Annotated in this window: 9 protein-coding genes; all 9 read right to left on the reverse strand. The window is 43.0% G+C overall.

Annotation, left to right across the window (positions count from 1 at the left end; all coding sequences use genetic code 11):
• Positions 1-88: 88 nt before the first annotated feature.
• A complete protein-coding gene (locus tag KGMB01110_RS02655; protein WP_119297477.1) occupies positions 89-1,531 on the reverse strand; it encodes a flippase in 1,443 nt (480 codons plus the stop codon).
• 15 nt (positions 1,532-1,546) lie between these two features.
• The gene (locus KGMB01110_RS02660; RefSeq protein ID WP_119297478.1) at positions 1,547-2,758 is read right to left on the reverse strand and encodes a CDP-glycerol glycerophosphotransferase family protein; all 1,212 of its coding nucleotides are present in this window, start codon (positions 2,756-2,758) and stop codon (positions 1,547-1,549) included.
• 21 nt (positions 2,759-2,779) lie between these two features.
• A complete protein-coding gene (locus KGMB01110_RS02665; protein WP_117603867.1) occupies positions 2,780-3,850 on the reverse strand; it encodes an NAD-dependent epimerase/dehydratase family protein in 1,071 nt (356 codons plus the stop codon).
• Positions 3,840-4,559, reverse strand: a complete 720-nt coding sequence (gene ispD, locus KGMB01110_RS02670) for a 2-C-methyl-D-erythritol 4-phosphate cytidylyltransferase (RefSeq protein WP_117603904.1) — start codon at positions 4,557-4,559, stop codon at positions 3,840-3,842. The genes KGMB01110_RS02665 and ispD overlap by 11 nt, the downstream gene beginning before the upstream one ends.
• Before the next feature lie 130 nt (positions 4,560-4,689).
• The gene (locus tag KGMB01110_RS02675; protein WP_170141682.1) at positions 4,690-6,885 is read right to left on the reverse strand and encodes a glycosyltransferase family 2 protein; all 2,196 of its coding nucleotides are present in this window, start codon (positions 6,883-6,885) and stop codon (positions 4,690-4,692) included.
• 198 nt (positions 6,886-7,083) lie between these two features.
• Entirely contained in the window at positions 7,084-9,171 is a 2,088-nt protein-coding gene (locus KGMB01110_RS02680) for a glycerophosphodiester phosphodiesterase family protein (RefSeq protein ID WP_119297479.1), read from the reverse strand.
• 244 nt (positions 9,172-9,415) lie between these two features.
• Positions 9,416-12,226 carry a GH25 family lysozyme gene (locus KGMB01110_RS02685; protein WP_119297480.1) on the reverse strand — a complete coding sequence of 937 codons (2,811 nt, stop codon included), beginning with the start codon at positions 12,224-12,226 and terminating at the stop codon, positions 9,416-9,418.
• A 45-nt stretch (positions 12,227-12,271) separates the two neighbouring features.
• Positions 12,272-14,839 (reverse strand): glucosaminidase domain-containing protein, encoded by a 2,568-nt coding sequence (locus KGMB01110_RS02690; protein ID WP_119297481.1) that lies wholly within the window; start codon positions 14,837-14,839, stop codon positions 12,272-12,274.
• A gap of 52 nt (positions 14,840-14,891) precedes the next feature.
• A complete protein-coding gene (locus KGMB01110_RS02695) occupies positions 14,892-17,759 on the reverse strand; it encodes a hypothetical protein (protein WP_119297482.1) in 2,868 nt (955 codons plus the stop codon).
• Between the last annotated feature and the right edge of the window lie 168 nt (positions 17,760-17,927).

The following is a 17,927-nucleotide window of genomic DNA, read 5'->3' on the forward strand; positions in this document are numbered from 1 at the left end:
AAACTCAGATTTTTTCGCTTCACGTAAATCATTCAGGAGCTGTCAGTTCTATACTGCCAGCTCCCGTTTTTCTTATATTCTACTATTTTTATTTTCTATATCTTAGATTATCTATATTTCCTTTTCCCACCAAATAAATCACACCTAAAATCACAATGTAAATCAATGCTCCTACCGGCACCAATACTAATAACTGCAAAAACGCGCCATTAATATATTTCATAAGATAATTAATCACAAACCCCATAATTCCTGACGCCACCAAAAATTTTGGCGCTCCGCCAAGAATAATTCGAAGTCGTATAATCTTCCTGGTTGCACAAATGAAATAAACAAAGACAACTGTCTCGGAAATCACTGTGGCAATTGCAGCTCCCATCTCCTGATATTGCGGAATTAGAATCGCATTCAAAATTAAATTCGATACAGCTCCTGCTGCTGTTCCAATCAATGCTTTATTCTCATTTTCTGTCGGTATCAATACCTGATTATAAAAAATATTATCCAGTGCCGAAAACACCAAACGCAAGGCCAGCACCCGCCCCGTCCACATTGCCGGAAGGTAATCTTTTCCACTAAACAGTAAAATAATCGGACGAATCAGTACAAATAATCCTGCCGTACTTGCTGTTGATAAAAACAAATTCAATTCGGCACCTCTTTTAAAGAGTTTTTCATATTCTTCTTTTTGTCCTTTTGCTATATATTCTACCAGTCTCGGAAGAAGCACTACACTAATTGAATTGATTATAATCTTTACAACATTATTGATCTTTACAGCCGCCGAATATAGTCCAACCTGATAATCACCACAAATAGCGCCCAACATAACCGTGTCCATATTCATATAAATTGACACCGACAAGGTCGCGCCAAAAATCACTATAATCGGACGCAGATGTTTTTTCAGTTGTAACTTTCCGGTCACACGGAAATTCACATATTTTCGCATCTGAAACAAATTCAGAAAACAATAGCCATAAGTCGAGAAAACATAAAGGGCTGTATATGTCAGAACATCCTTTTCTGATTTAATTAACAGAAAAGTCAATACCAATGATAGTATCTGTAATACGATCGTTCGAATACTAATATATACATATTGTTCCAATGCCTGATACAGCCAATCTACACATAGGGTGCTTCCGATAATACACAAGCTACATACGAGCATGATTTTTTCTCTTCCCGTAAAAGCTCCCGACACAAAGAATATGAGTAACACCAGATAAACAATAGCTGTTGTTATCAAATTAATCGTAAAAATTTCTTTTACTAATTGCGAAAACTTATTCTTATCTTCTCTGCGCTTTGCTGCTTCTCTGACTGCATAAGTACTGATTCCCAGAGATGCAAATAAGATAAAATAGGAGATCACTGAATAACAGTATTGAAATTTCCCCAGCCCCTCTACTCCTAAAACTCTTGAAATATAAGGAAAAGAAATCAAGGGAAACACGATCACCATCACGGATTTAATAGCATTAAATACAAAATTAACCCGAATATCAGGTCTTTTCTTTTTCTTCATAAAATCTTCTCACACTCAAAGTTTTTCTACTAATTCATACGTTTTTTCACAATGCTGATTCCCAAAATACTTAAAAAACGCTTCCGTTCTTCTTTCATACTCCGGTTTCATAGCAAATTCATTCCTACATGCTTCAAGAAGTTCTTTTTCTACCTCTTTTAAAGTTGTTGCTATTGGTCCAAATCCCTGATCTTTATAAGTAAAGTATTCGCTCTCCGCATATTGTTTTTCCGAAAATTCTTCCGCATCAAACTGATAATACACCATCGGCTTCCTCATATAAACATAGTCACAGGACACCGATGAATAATCTGTAATTAAAAAAGCAGCTTTTTTCAGCAAATCCTGTACAAAATATTCTTCCTTTTCCGCTATAATTACACGATCAGAAGGAGATTTAAAACATCCAGCATACCCTTGCGCATATCCATGCAGATAAAAAATCAAATGTAAATTTTCGCGTTCCAAAATCTCTAAAAATTCCGGATCATTCAACATCCGACTGTATTCTTTATAATAGGGCGACTGAAAAAAATCCTTTCTTATCTCCGCAATCCGATTTTTGTTTGTCTCATGGCGATAATCCAGCCATCTCCTCCATGTAGGCATTACTACCACTAAACCTGGTTCCTTTTCTTTTTCGAAAAGATTATCATGCCGACAAAAACCAATCGCCTGAATCTTTTTCGGATCCTGATGATTCATTTCCACCATAATTTTCTTTTCCAACTCTGAGATTGCTATGATCAGATCATATCTGGTGCTTTCTCCACTTACAATTCCAGATACACCTCTTGCAAAACCATGATTTAAAAAAATATATTTAAATCTTGTCAATTTCAGTTCGAAAAATCCCCCACAGATTCTGTCATCTGGAAAACCATGATATTTTGTCGTTCCAATATATTTCGCTGCCGCCCAATACAACATAGAATGTTTCCAACCACCAAATTCTATCGTATTTCCCAATTCAGCAACTTTTGTATAATCCGAAGCCATCTTTTTAATCGGATAGTATACTTCTTTTTCCGGATAATTTTCTCTTATATATTTAAAAAACCAATACCCATTATCTCTTGCGTTTTCTGCATATTCTGTAACCACCCAGACGTCAGGATGCCTTCTCCTGTACAGTTTTCCCGGTATCCACATCACCAGCAATTTAAAAATGGTTGGAATATCTCGTGGCCTTAATCTTAAGATCTGATTCAACAGATACTTCATCATCTTCTTTACCTTTCAACATTTTTATTCTGCTATCATATCTGCTATCATTCGTTCATAGGTTTCTCTCATACCTATTTGTGGTTTCCATCCTAATTTTCTTAACTTTTCTCCACTGAGATGCATTTTCACAGAAGGAGCATATCCGCAATCTGTTTCCGGAATCTCAATCCGGGTTTTAATTCTTCCTTGTGCTACCTGATCTGCTACCAACATTGCCATTTCCCGGATTTGCATATGAGATTCCTCATTTACCACATTATAAGCCTCCCCATCACTTCCACAAGTTCCAAGAAGTAATAATGCCGCAACCACATCCCGGATATAGCAATAATTTCCTTCTGATGTTCCTGCTGTATGCAGAACAATATCTTCTCCGTGGATCGCACTCCTTGCAAACTGAGCATAAACACGGTTATCTTCTCCGGAGACTCCCGCTCCAAATGTCTGAGCCAGTCGCGCAATTCGAACCGGCAATTTGTATTCGGATGAATAAGCTGCACACAGACATTCACACAGCCTCTTTCCTTCCGGATAACAACTCCTTGCACTGGTCAGATCTACATATCCTAACTCTTTTTCCGTCACTCTTTCCAGTAACGGATCCGGTGTACCATACACTTCCATAGAAGAAAGATATACTATTCCCTTGGTCTGTTTCTTTCTGGCTAACTCTAATATATTTTTCGTCCCCTCACAGGAAATATTCAGCGTTTCCACCGGTTTCTCTATCATTGTTTTCGAAGTAGTCACACTTGCCGTATGGAAAATGTAATCTACATTTCCTTTATAATCGATTGGCTCTGTAATATCTCCTACATAAAGTTCTAAATCCGCTTCCTTCAAAAGTAAATTAAATTCTCTTTCTGCTTTTTTCTGATCTCGTATCGCAGCAATCACATGAATTCCCAGATTTTTTTTTCGATTTCCCAGCAGAAATGTCTTCACTAACATTTTCCCCACAAATCCGGTAGCTCCAGATACCAATACCGAACTGTTTCTATATTTTTTCAGATCTTCTTCATGTTGCTCTACTACATATTCCAGATCTTCCATCTGCATACTTCCTGCAACAAATAAATTCTTAACATCCATATAACTGTGAATTTTCCCTTTCTTCTGCCAATGCCTTAAATGTAAAATAATCCATCGGCGTCGTTATTTTAATATTTTCTACCGGGCCTTCCACTGTGAACAATTCATGGCCGTTCCATTGCATGATACTTGCCGAATCAATAAAGTCATATTTTTCTTCTTTGATTGCCCGCTCATGAGCTTCCAAAATTTCTTTTAAATGAAATCCCTGCGGAGCACGTGCAAACAAGCATTTCGATCTGTCAATGACCCGATCCACTCTTTCTTTTTCATCCACCTGAATAATCGTTTCCGTAACCGGTGCCACCGTAATAGCCGAGCCATGTTCCCGGATAGACTGCAAACAATCTGTGATCGTTTTTCTCTCAATTAATGGACGTACCCCGTCATGAATCAAAACGTTTGCCTCTTCTCCAAACAGTTCTTCTGCCTTTTTCAATCCATGATAAATGGATTCCTGACCTGTCTTTCCGCCAGGAACAACTGCCTTTACCTTATCCATATTATATTGCTTTAAAAGCTTTTCTAAAAACGGAATCCAGTCTTCCACACAAGCAACCACAATCCCATCCATTTCTTCATGATTCTGAAAATGTTCCAGAGTATGAATGATAATTTCTTTCCCATGTAATTTTAAGAACTGTTTCGGCAACGCTTTCTGATTCATTCTGCGTCCGATTCCACCCGCAAATATGACTGCAACATTCATTGATTTTTCATCCTCTTCTTTCCACAACGGATTTCTTTCCATATTTTTTTATTTTATCATTTTTCATAAAAAAAGAAAAGTCCCCATCACAACTATGATGGGCACTCTATTCCTTAATACATTTCCATTTTTATCCCAGCGTAAATGGGGCTTCCGTAATCGGGAAGTTCTTATTATAAAACGGATCCCCCTCATCTAATACTTTTTGCCATTTTTTCTGGAACTTTTTCTTCTCTTTTTCAAAACGTTCTATCTTTTCTTCCGTATCCTCATATCCTCTGGATTTCGATTCATAATGATGCCATTCTGCAAATGCATTAAACACGATCAGTTTGTTTAACTCTCGTAACTTCAGACAATAATCCACATCGTTACAGGCAATGACGAACTGTTCATCAAAACCACCGACCTGTTCAAACAGATCTTTTTTTGTCATCATACACGCTGCCGTTACCGCACTGTAATTGCAGTTAATTCTCGCACGTCCCATATATCCAAACTCGTCTTTTCCAATTTTCATATTGACATGACCCGCGTAATTGTCAAATCCGATTACAATTCCTGCATGTTGAACCGTATCGTCTGCATATAATAATTTTGCACCTACAGCACCTACTTCTTCACGCATGCAACATCCCAACATTTCTTCCAGAGCATCTTCTGTCATCATTTCCGTATCATTATTCAGGAATAATAAATATTCTCCTTCTGCAGACTTCACCCCAAAGTTATTAATCGCTGAATAGTTAAATTCTTTCTCCCAGATAACAACTTTCACATTTTCATGTTGTTTTTTCAGCTTTTTATAATACTGGAAGGTTTCTTTCTTTTCACTGTTGTTCTCGATAATCACTATCTCAAAATTTTTATAGGAGTTCACCTGATATAAGGAACGTATGCATTTGTCCAGATCTGCTACATGGTCTTTATTTGGAATAATAATCGACACTTTCGGGTCGCCATGTATTGCATATTTTACATGATACATTCCCAGAAGTTCCGCATGCTCTACCGTTGCATCAATCTTCATTCTCTTCAAATGATCTTCAATCGCTTTTTTCCCGGCTTCATATGCATACATCTTACTTGCCGGATCTCCTGCAACTGAATTCATGTGAACCCGCCAGTGATAGAGAATCATAGGAATATGCTTAATCTGCGTTGCATTTTCAATGCATCGAAACATCAGATCATAGTCCTGCGCTCCGTCATACTCGCTGCAAAATCCACCAATTTTATCCACAATTTCTTTCTTCACCACAAAAAAATGGGTAATGTAATTATTAGAACGGAACAAATCTATACTGAAATCCGGTTTAAAATTCGGATCCAGATGCTTTGATCCATCTCCGGTTATCTTATCTTCATCTGTATACAGGATATCATAATCCGTTTCCTGTAATGCATTTACCACTTCATACAGCGCATTCGGTGTCAGCAGATCATCATGATCAAATAATCCGATGTATTCTCCCGTTGCAAGTTCTAATGCACCGTTTGTATTTCCTGCGATTCCAAGATTTTTTCCCAGGATTTTATATTTGATTCTGGAATCCTGCTGATGGTATCTTTCCAGTTCTTTTTCTACTTCTACATCCCCCTCACTTCCATCAGCGATACATAACTCCCAGTTTGAATAACTCTGAGAGATAACGGACTCTATCATTTCTCTCAGGAAATTGATTGGCGTTTTATAGGTCGGAACCACAATACTGATCAATGGCTGCTTCTCAAATACCATTACTCTTTGCTTCTGTAATTCTTCTTTTGTCACCTTATTCTCTTCATACCATTCTTCATAAGGTTTTCCCGTTTTATTTACAGCTCTTTTGACATATTGCTTTATGTTTTTCATCCCATATTTCCGGATATAGTCTGCCATTTTTTTTGCATATTCCGGTTTCATATATTTCAGAGACCTTCGAATAAAAGAGACTCCATCACGCATTTTCTGTTTTTTCAAAATTTTGTCACCGTTTATGCTGATTTCTTTTTTTCGGATTCCATCTGTAATATAGAATTTATATTCAGTTTCTTCGCTTGTCTCAAATTCAATTTTAAAACCACAATTTTCTTCTTCAGATACTCCAAAGTCAGATTCAACACCATCCCTTCTTGTTTTCCGTGTAACTTTTATCTTTACAGACTCTCCCTTGGAATCTTCCACCCTAAATCGAACATCCTTCGACCCTTCTGTAGAAATTGCCCAGCCCTGAATCACCATGTTATTTTTCACAATTTCTATTCTTTCAATCTCATAGGAAATCGTGCTGTCCTTTTCTGTTTTTTTATTTTTCTTACCATTCATGCGGTATTTTAAATTCATGCTTTTCTCCCTATTCTATAAGAATCATTCCGACTTTCACAAACACCCTCAGTATACCCCTCGCCTTAGATATTGTACAGGTTTTTCTCTGCTTTTTTCAATTGATCCTTTCTTAATTTCTTATTTTTAAAACAGGCCATATTCCTGAGAATACAGCCTGCTAATAAATCGTTTTCTATTCCGTTTTTTATTGACCTTCTATTGATCCCACATTACATTATCCACTGTAAAGGAAGTAATTCCGCGATCCATTAAGATTCCCAGAGAGGTTTTATCCTTCACCGAATAAATATTCACCCTGATATCCGAATCTACGTATGCTTTTTCATCCCCGTTTACCAGATTCCGACAATTCACCGATACTCCCACATTATAATTCTTCAACCATTCAATATCTGTGGTCTGCGCAGATTCGATTCCGTATGTCAGCGTAATATTCGGATTCATTTCCCTCAATAACTGTAAATACAGATTATTAAAGGACGTCACGATCACATCGTCCTGTATTCCCCGTTCCACCAAAATCTGATACAGCTCTTTCACACTGTCAAAGGAATTCAGATTCTTGGTATCCAGTTGAGGAATACATCCATATTCTCCACAGATGTCCAGGAATTCATCCAATCTTGGGATTCGTCGCTCGTAATTATTATAATTTCCTACTCCGTTTCCTGTCTTGATATTGTACTTGGAATAATTACACAATTCCTCATATGTCAAATCCGAAATATTTACATTCACACCACATATGTTGGAAAGATTATTGTCATGGGACAACACAAAGACGCCATCTTTTGTCTCATTTACATCAGTCTCTATAGAATCAAATCCAGCCTGACCGGCAAGTGTAAATGCCGGGATAGAATTATCCGGCGCTTTTCCACGAAGTCCGCGGTGTGCCGTAAAGAATGCATCACTCTTCAGGATTACTCCGTGATTTACCTGTACGGTTAATTGCTTAGAACCGATTCTTCCGTTTGCATCCTGTGCCGTTGCCGTAATCACATATTTTCCGGAAACCGTAGGCGTCCATTTTACTTCTTCTTTCGCTCCGACTGTCGCGATTTCTCCGCTTTCTCCGGTTGTCTCATTCTTCCAGGAATAGGTGGTCTGTACTCCATTTACATTTCCTGTAAAGGCTGAGGAAAGTGTCAGCTCCGTATTGACTGCAACGCTTCCGCCTGCGCTGCTCTGAATCTGCGACAGACTCCATGTTCCGGATACTGTCTGGTTTTCACCGTTTCCTTTTTCTACAAATGCATTCGTTTCTGTAAAAGTTCTGGCATTCTTTGGCAATACCATCACCTGAATACTCTCCAGTCGATAGGAATATCCTGCGGTTCCGGCTTCTTCTCCATTTTTAGCCCAGCCAAGCCAGCCATAATGCTGTGCATGTACCCGATAATAGACATCACATTTTTCCGCAATCTCTCCGGTCAGTCGGATACGGATTGCTTCCAGTCGTTTAGACTGCCCTTCCGTTCCCGATTTTTCTCCGTTTTTCTTCCAGTCTTTTTCCCAACCATAAGTCTGCACATGCGTTTGATATTCTATATTGCCCTTATATGGTTGATTTTTTAAAGATAATTGGATACTTTCCAGTCTCTTAGACAGCCCTGTAGTCCCGGACTCATATCCATTCGTCCTCATTCCTTGCCAACCATAAGTCTGTACATGCGTCTGATATTGCACCCCTGTATCCGCACTCAGATAAGAATAGCCCGTATCACCAGGTGCCCCGGTTCCTTTGTCCACCAACATAATCTGAATGGCTTCCAACCGTTTCGAATAACCACTGGTACCCGCCGGTTTTCCATTCTTTGTCCAGCCAAGCCAGCCATAGGTCTGGCAGTGAACCCGGTAGTATATATCATATTTTTCTGAAAGTTGTCCGGTCAGACGAATCTGGACTGCTTCCAATCTTTTAGACTGTCCAACTGTACCTGAGACCTGTCCGTTTTTCTTCCAGTCTTTTTCCCAACCATAAGTCTGTACATGACTGCGATATTCAATATTTCCGAAATAATTTCTAATATTAGACACCTGAATCTTCAGGCCCTCCAACCGCAGACTGGAACCTGTGGTTCCGGAAGATTCTCCATTGTATACAGATTCTATCCATCCCTTTTTCTGAACATGAGTAGAATAACTGACCATGGCCGACTCATTCGCCTGCGTCTCTACCTCATTCTCCGCATGAACCTGCACTGTTGGGAAAACGCAACTAACTCCCATAAGAAAGACTCCGGCCAGTATGCCGATTCTTCGTCTCCAACTTTTTACCATAATACTCCTCTCATATCTGTTGACATTCTTCGTATCATTCTATCTAATCAATTTTTCGCGTAATAATATATAAAGTATATCACAATTTAAGTTTTACAACAAGATCAGGAACTTCCGTACGCCTTAAAATAAAGATAAGGTACCAACCACTCCCTGCAATTGATCCCTTATCCTTATTGTCTCTTCTTTTTGTTTTTTCTGTTCTTTCAATCAATCTTGATTATTCTTTTTGATTTTATCGCTCCTAATACAGCTTATACGCCACATTCCGATCCACGTATCCGCTGATTCCCGGTACGCTTCCCTTGGAGGTAAACTGCCAGATCGTGACATTTCCTTTTCCGGCATAACCGTGTCCCAGTCCGAAGCTTCGATATCTTGCCACCCATACATCTTCATCTGCATAGTGGTTCATATCGATATAATTATTCAACCAGTTAGTATTCGAATAAATCATAAATTTATATCCCGCATTCTCGATTTCTTTCTGGAATGCATCGATGATCTGGGTCAATTTTTCTTTCCCAAGTACCTGTTGTGTCGCATCTTCTACGTCATAAGCAACCGGGAAAGAAAGCTTTCTTCCGTTTAAAGTTCGAATCACAGACTGTGCCTCCGCCTTCGCCTGTGCCACCGTAGTCGCATACCCATATTTATATACACCGACACGCACTCCATTTGCAATTGCCTGATTATAGTTCTGCTCAAACGTCGCATCTACCTGGTTATTTCTGGTTGTGATCCGAAGCATGGCAAATTCATTTCCTGCATTCTTCACGCTAGACCAGATTACATTTCCGTTATATGCAGACACGTCCACTCCATAAGCATTTCCACGGTAAGCATCCCTTAAGACGCCCGGTGCCGGAAGAACTTTGGGTATTACCAGAACCTGAATCATCTCCACTCGTTTGCCCAGTCCTGCGGTCCCGGCCTCCGTACCATCTGCTGCCCATCCAAGCCAGCCATAGGTCTGCACGTAGACTCTGTAATAAATATGATAATGCTGCGCCAGTTCATCCGTCAGTGACAGTTTGATGGCTTCCACCCGTTTGCCACTGTTGGCTGATCCGGCCTCTGCTCCATTTCCGGTTTCTGTATTCCATCCGGTTCCCTGGGTATATGCCTGGTATTTCACTCCACCTTTAAACCGATCATCTGTCACGGATAATTTAAACGCTTCGATCCGCCGGCTCTGACCGGTGGTTCCACTGAACCCATTCCCATCCGCTTTCATCCATCCAACTCCCTGTACAAAAGTGGTAAGGGATACATTTCTTGCATAGGACGGGACATTTGTGGAGCCTGGTGCCGCCTCGCCTTTTGCAACCAATTTCACACGGATCGACTCAATACGCTTGCTCTGTCCATAGGTTCCTGCGACTTCCCCATTTTTCGCCCAGTCCAACCAGCCAATGGTCTGTACATGCACCTGATAATACACATCATAGTGCTTTGCCAGTTCGCCGGTCAGATTGATCTTCAACGCTTCCATTCGTTTGCCGCTGTTCTCTGCACCGGATACATTTCCTGCCGTTGCCAGATTCCGCCAACCATAAGTCTGTACATACGTCTGATACTGAATACTTCCGGTATATGTTCCATCCCCTACATACATACGCAGGGCTTCCATTCTCTTTCCTTCTCCGGTGGTTCCGGCCTCTGCTCCATTTTCTGCCTGAACCCAGCCTTTTCCTTCTACATACACATCATAGGAGACGCCTTTAAGTTCCCGGCTCGGTCTGGTAGTGGCTCCCGGAGCCGCTCCACCTTTTGGCACCAGCTGAATCTGGATGGATTCAATTCGTTTTGCATAGCCGGAAGTTCCTGCCATTTCCCCGTTCTTTGCCCAGTCAAGCCAGCCGTAGGTCTGACAATGTACCCGATAGTACACATCATATTTCTGTTCCAGATCCCCGGTCAGTTTTAACTGAATGGCTTCCAGCCGTTTGGACTGTCCCACCGTTCCGACGGAGCCGTAGTTCTGATTGTTCCAGTCTGTCCAACCGTTTCCCTGTACATGTGCACGGAAGGAAATGCCGCCATCTGTTTCACTTCTCACGCCGATCTGCAGGGATTCTACTCGTTTACTGAGTCCTGTCGTTCCGCTGAGTGCTCCGTTTGCGGCCCAGTCCTGCCAGCCATAAGTCTGGACATGAGATTTGTATACGATAGAATCCTGAATTTTTTTCGGGGTCGTAGTGGCTCCCGGGGCCTGTCCCCCTTTTGCAACCAGTACGATTTTCACGGATTCCAGTCGCTTATCCAGACCGACGGTTCCGCTGGTGTCTCCATTTTTCGCCCAGTCAAGCCAACCGTAAGTCTGCGCATGCACCGAATAATATACATCATACTGTTCTGCCAGTTTTCCGGTCAAACGTACCTGCAGAGCCTCCAGTCGTTTGGATTGTCCTGTGGTTCCGACTTCTGCTCCGTTGCTCTTCCAGTCCGTCCAGCCCACTTCCTGAATGAACGCACGATACTCTACGTTTCCGTCCACCGCACTGTCCACATTGATCTTCATGCTTTCCACACGTTTGCTCTGTCCGGTGGTTCCTTCTTCTTTTCCGTCTTTGACTTCCTTGATCCAACCGTAGGTCTGCACATGTGCCTGGTAGCGGATAGATGCACCTTCTGCCGCAACTGCGATTTCTTCCTTCGCGTCTTGTGTTTCAGGCGTCTGTCCTTCTTCCCCTGTCTGGTTTCCGTCCTTGTCCTCTGTAAACTCTGTGCCGGTCGTCTGTGAAGCGTCTGCATTTCCTGCGTTGCCACCGGAAGTCTGATCTTTGCCCGTTTCCTGATTTTCTCCGGTAGTCTGATCCTGTCCGGAACCCTGAGTATCTCCGGTGTTCTGATCCTGTCCGGAAGTCTGGGATGGATCCTGGGTTGTATTTTGTGAGCCTTCTTCTGTATCGGTCGTCACCGAATTTGCCGCTTCCTGATTTGTCTCCTCCTGCACTGCCACATTTTTGCTTTCCTGTGCCCATACGGTTGCCCCGCTGAATCCGGTCAACACCATAGAGGCGCATAACAGTGCCACGATTGTTCTTTTCATCCGTCTCTCCTTTTCCCGCTTCGCTTTTGTTACTTCTTTTATTTCTTACTTTTTCACAAATGGATTTGCTGTACTTCCCGGCGCCGCACCGCCTTTTTTCACCAATACGACCTGAATCGCTTCCAGTCGCTTGGAAAGTCCTTCGGTTCCGGCACTTGCTCCATTCTTTGCCCATCCGAGCCAGCCATAAGTCTGAGCATGCACCCGGTAATATACATCATATTGATTTGCCATCTCTCCGGTTAATTTGATCTGAATGGCTTCCAGTCGTTTTGCCTTTCCGGTGGTGCCACTTTGCTGACCTCCACTCACCCAATTCTGCCAGCCATAAGTCTGCACATGCGTCTTATACTGAATATCCCCTGACATCGGCTTATTCTGAAGTTTCAAAACGATGGATTCCAACCGTTTTGATTTTCCGGTCGTTCCCGCTGTAGCTCCGTCTGCCACGAAAGCCTGCCAGCCATAAGTCTGCACATGGGTTTGATATGCCACCGACGGTGTGGATTCACGATACGCATTGGCTGTACTACCCGGTGCTGCACTGCCCTTTTCTATCAGTACGATCTGTACCGCTTCCAGTCGCTTGGAATAGCCGGCACTTCCGGCGCTCTCTCCATTTTTCGCCCATCCCATCCAACCGAAAGTCTGCGCATGCACCCGATAATACACATCATAGTGCTTTGCCATCTCTCCGGTCAGTTTGATTCGGATAGCTTCTACCCGCTTGGACTCACCGACCGTACCAGCGATAGCATCATTTTTCACTTCAGAAAGCCAGCCGTAAGTCTGGCAATGGGTCTGGTAAACGATATCACCGGAATAGGGAGCATTTTGCAGTCGGATCTGCAATGCCTCCATTCGCTTGGATTCTCCGCTGGTTCCGGCACTGGCTCCATTTTTCTGATAATTCATCCAACCGTAGGTCTGGCAATGTGCCCGATAGGCTACCGCCAGACTTCCATCATCCTGATCGCCATCATTTCCGTTGTTCCCAGGATTCTTCCCTTGAATGACCACATTCACATAGTTCTTGCTCACATACCCATACATTCCATCATAGGAATAATTTCCCGAACCAGTATTGATCGAACCTCTGTCCGAATTCAATACCGGATCACTCTGGATCTGGTAAAAATCTCCGGAGCTTCCCAGAATCCGGAACGCATATCCAGACTGCAAACCGGTGGAATAAATTTTCGCGGATGAAGTGCTTGCTTCTTTTCTCACATTCAGATCTGTATGGTTAAAATTATAAAAATCTTTGATTCCGATGGTATATTGGTTCAGATCCCTCTTTGCCGAATCCAGGCTCTTCATGATCGAGGCAGCCTTTTCGCCCCAATAAGGATCCGATCCATAACTCACATTGATTCCTGCCGCCTTATTTCCCAGAAATCCACCCTTGTAATAAATATATCCCGCTCTTAAATAACGTTTGGACATATACGTCTCTGCAAAATCTTTCACACAGGCATCTACACTTCCATAGCTATTGGCACTGGCACCAGGTGACCGGTCGATGGCATTTAACCCAAATAAATTATTTTTATTCTGTGCAATATTGCTTCTTCCCCAACCGCTTTCGTTTCCGGCGATTGCAACGATCGCAAGCGCATTGACTCCATAGGTATTCTGCATATTGATGGCGATATTTCCCATATTCAACATTTTTCCACTGCTGGTCTTGCTTTGAATCAGTTGATTCAACTCGGCTGCCGTATATGTGGTTTTACTTCGAAATGGCAGATACTGAAAATAATTATAATATGGTGCCGATGGATTCACCGAACGATTTCTGGTATTGTTCTGGTAATCGGATGCCATCACCGTATAATCGGTATAAAAGTAATGCCCATCATAACTGTAATAGGTTACACCCTGAGACAGGCCGGACGGTGCCGCTCCCAGATTGATGATACTGCCCGCATTTTTATCATTTAGGTTGATTGCAACTTTATGGTACAGATTTCCGTTCTTCACATAATAATAACTGACACTTCTGGAACTGTTGTAAGCCACGATCTGGACTTCCGATGCATTCACCAGACCAATGACTCCACCCAACATGAATTTGACCTGGCCGTTCTCCATGCCCAGATAAATGGCATCTGCCCCATAAGCACCACAAGTATACCCTTTGTAATTGGTATCCTTTTCTTTAAAATCCGTCGTACTGTTTGCGGAGACTGCCGTGCCATTAGCTTTTGCACGGAAATTGACGATCTTTACCCCGGTTGCCTGTGCTTCTATCTCGCTACCCGCGTCTGCACTCTGAACTGCAACCCCCTCTTCCGAAGTTCCATCCGTGGTTTCGTCCTGATCCTCATCTAAGGCTCCGCTTTCTACTCCGGATTGTGCTCCATCTGTTACTGCATCTGTTACTGCCGGATCCACGCGATCTTCCAACAAACTGTAATTTCCATTTTCATCTACTACATAGATTTCCCGCTCTGACAGATTACTGCCATTTGGTTGTTCTTCTGCATATACCACATGAATTTCTCCGAAAAACAGCACAAGGGAGAGAGCCATTCCCAAAAGAATGGCTGCATCTCCCTTGCGTTTTCCGAACATTCTAAACAGATTCTTCCTGTGTTCTCGTTGTCTCATTTTTGCTCTCCCCTTATGTTTCTTCCTGTTTCACACTCCTGGTTCCCTGCTTTTATTTCACAAAACTGCTGGTGGTTGAAGTCGGTGCAACTCCCCCTTTGTTCACCAACTTGATCTGAATGGCCTCCAGTCGTTTGGACTTTCCTTCCGTTCCGGCACTCTCTCCGTTCTTCGCCCAGCCAAGCCAGCCGTAAGTCTGAGAATGTACCCGGTAATAAATATCGTATTTCTGTGCTGCGGTTCCCGTCAGCTTGATCTGAATGGCTTCCAGTCGCTTGGACTCTCCGCTGGTTCCTGACAACGCTCCGTTCTTCGCCCAGCTCTGCCAACCATAGGTCTGTACGTGAGTCCGGTACTCGATTCCACTGGAACTGTCTCCCTTTAAAAGACGGATCTTGATAGCTTCCAGTCGTTTAGATTGTCCACTGGTTCCAGAAGTCCCGCTGGTTCCTGTGGTCAGGCCTGTCCAACCATAGGTCTGTACATGGGTCTGGAACTGTAATTCCAGTTGCGGCAGATCTGCACTGGTCAGTTTAACAAAGTGGTTGCTGGTACTTCCCGGTGCTGCCTTTCCTTTTTCCACGATCTTAATCTGGATGGCTTCCAGGCGCTTGTAAGCCCCTTCCGTTCCGGCGCTCTCTCCGTTCTTTGCCCAGCCAAGCCAGCCGTAGGTCTGTGCATGGACTCTGTAGTAAATATCGTATTTATCTTTGTCCGTTCCGGTTAGTTCAATCTGAATGGCTTCCAGGCGCTTGGACTCTCCACTGGTTCCCGATAGATGCCCGGCTGTTACCCAGTCCATCCAACCGTAGGTCTGTACATGGGTCCGATATTTCACAGAGACTTTGCTGTTGTTTGCCACATTGATCTTAATGCCTTCCAGGCGCTTGGACTCCCCGCTGGTTCCGGCTGTGGCTCCGTCTTTTACCACATTCTGCCATCCGTAGGTCTGTACATGCGTCTGATACTCGACAGAAGGAGCTCCGTCTGCCTGTTCTACGAATCGATTGTCTGTGCTGCCCGGAGCTGCCGATCCCTTCGGTACGACCTTGATCTGGATCGCTTCCAGTCGCTTGGACAGTCCTTTCGTTCCGGCACTCTCTCCGTTCTTTGCCCAGCCAAGCCAACCATAGGTCTGGGCATAGGCCCGATAATAAATATCATACTTGGAAGCATCGGTCCCTTCCAGTTTGATCTCAATGGCTTCCAATCGCTTGGACTCATTGACCGTTCCGGATAAGGAACCATCTTTCACCCAGTTCAACCAACCATAGGTCTGAGCATGGGTCCGATATGTAACGGATACATTTCCGTAATTTTTAAGAGAAATCTTAATGGCTTCCAGTCGTTTTGATTCTCCGATGGTTCCAGAAGTCTCTCCATCTTTGGATTCAGCCTGCCAGCCATAGGTCTGCACATGGGTGCTATAAACCACATGAGGTGTCGTATCTACTACCGGTCCATTTCCCGCATCGCTGGAATTTTTATTATCGTCCGTCACTTTGTTGCTACGGTATGCCAGATAACTGCTTGCCGGATGATAATAATTCAAAAACTGCTGTAAAGTCTTGGTACCACCCTGACCGTATACCGTACGTTTGATAATCGGTGGAGTCTGTTCAATGATCGTCAGAGATTTTAACTGCCCACTCTTGTAGACCACGTCTTCCACCAGAACCACATGGCTTCCCGCTTTCAGAAGCATGTCCCCCACCTGAAGTTTGTACAGGATCTCGGAATCCGTTCCACTGATTCTCTTTCCGGCAGAGGCAATACTTCCTGTATAATGTCTGCTGGAAAGTCCCCATGCCCAAGACACGAATCCACTACAGTCGGAAGAGTAATATGGTGCTGACGCGTTAAAAGTCGAACGATCTGTATAAAATTTGCTGTTTCCATCCTTCACTGCATTCTGGAACTCGGCAATGGATGCGTCATACGGAACATATTTTGCATAGACAGGCTGTCCGTAAGGAATTCCTGTATAAGTCTTTCCGGCCCGGAACGTATAATCCCCATCCCAACCGGATACATTTTTCAACGGTGTCCAGGTCACCTTTGCCTGTTCCTCTGCACGATTCACGATGTTCTGCTGTTCCTTGCTCAGATCAGACATTGCATAGGCAGAAACTTCATCCGAAGCGGTGGCTTCCTCTCCTGGCTCTGCAGCCAGTGATGCCTCATAGTCTGCCTCTGTAAAATTCTTTGCATTCTTTTCACATTCCTCACAGATTCCGTCTTCCTCACTGTGGAGACTGATCTCACTCTCAGGTGTCGTCTCATACACATATTCGGACAGATCCGCACTGGAAAAATCTTCAGCAAATAGCCGTTCCAAAGAGACCTGATATTCCTTATGGTCCATCGTTACAATCAGATTGCCATCCTCCGTGTAACACTGATAAATATCATGGAGTACCTGATTCTCTCCGGCATAAACATCCCAGTGGAAGGCTTCCCCCCGTTCGTAAATTTCTCCGTATGGAGTCGGAATCACACTTTGAACGTCACCGGTCTCCTGCAAGGCCATCAGCTCTTCTGCCTCAAAATCATAACAGTAAGCATTTCCATTCTGGATGAAATAAGCCTTTTTATCATTGACCACAAACATCCGGGAGATCACAGCCTCTACCTGATACAATACCCTGCTCTCTCCACTGGAGCGATCCACCTGTACAATCTTGGTATCATCTGCCACATAATAAATATGATCCGTGAACACATTGATACTGCTGTAAGATGCTCCTCCTGTATAGTCTTCTATATTAAGATCCTCTTCTGAAAAAACACCTCCATTCAGAAGATTCAGGCTGCTATTTCCAAGTATATAGTCGTTTGTCAGATCTTCCGCCCCTGCGCTCATCTGCAGTCCCGATGCCAGAATCAATGCTGCCAGAAGACCTACTACCCGTCTTTTCATAGATTACTCTCCTTTCAAGTGAAGACATAGTTTCACTTATACAAAGATAAGCATACCACAAACCCCTGACATTTTCCACCGTTTTCATTCATTCCGCTTTATCCTGTCTGTATTTTCCCACTTTCATTTCCAAATTTTGCCCATTTTATCCGTGTATTTGACTTTCCA

Source organism: Mediterraneibacter butyricigenes, from assembly GCF_003574295.1.
Taxonomy (GTDB): domain Bacteria; phylum Bacillota; class Clostridia; order Lachnospirales; family Lachnospiraceae; genus Mediterraneibacter_A; species Mediterraneibacter_A butyricigenes.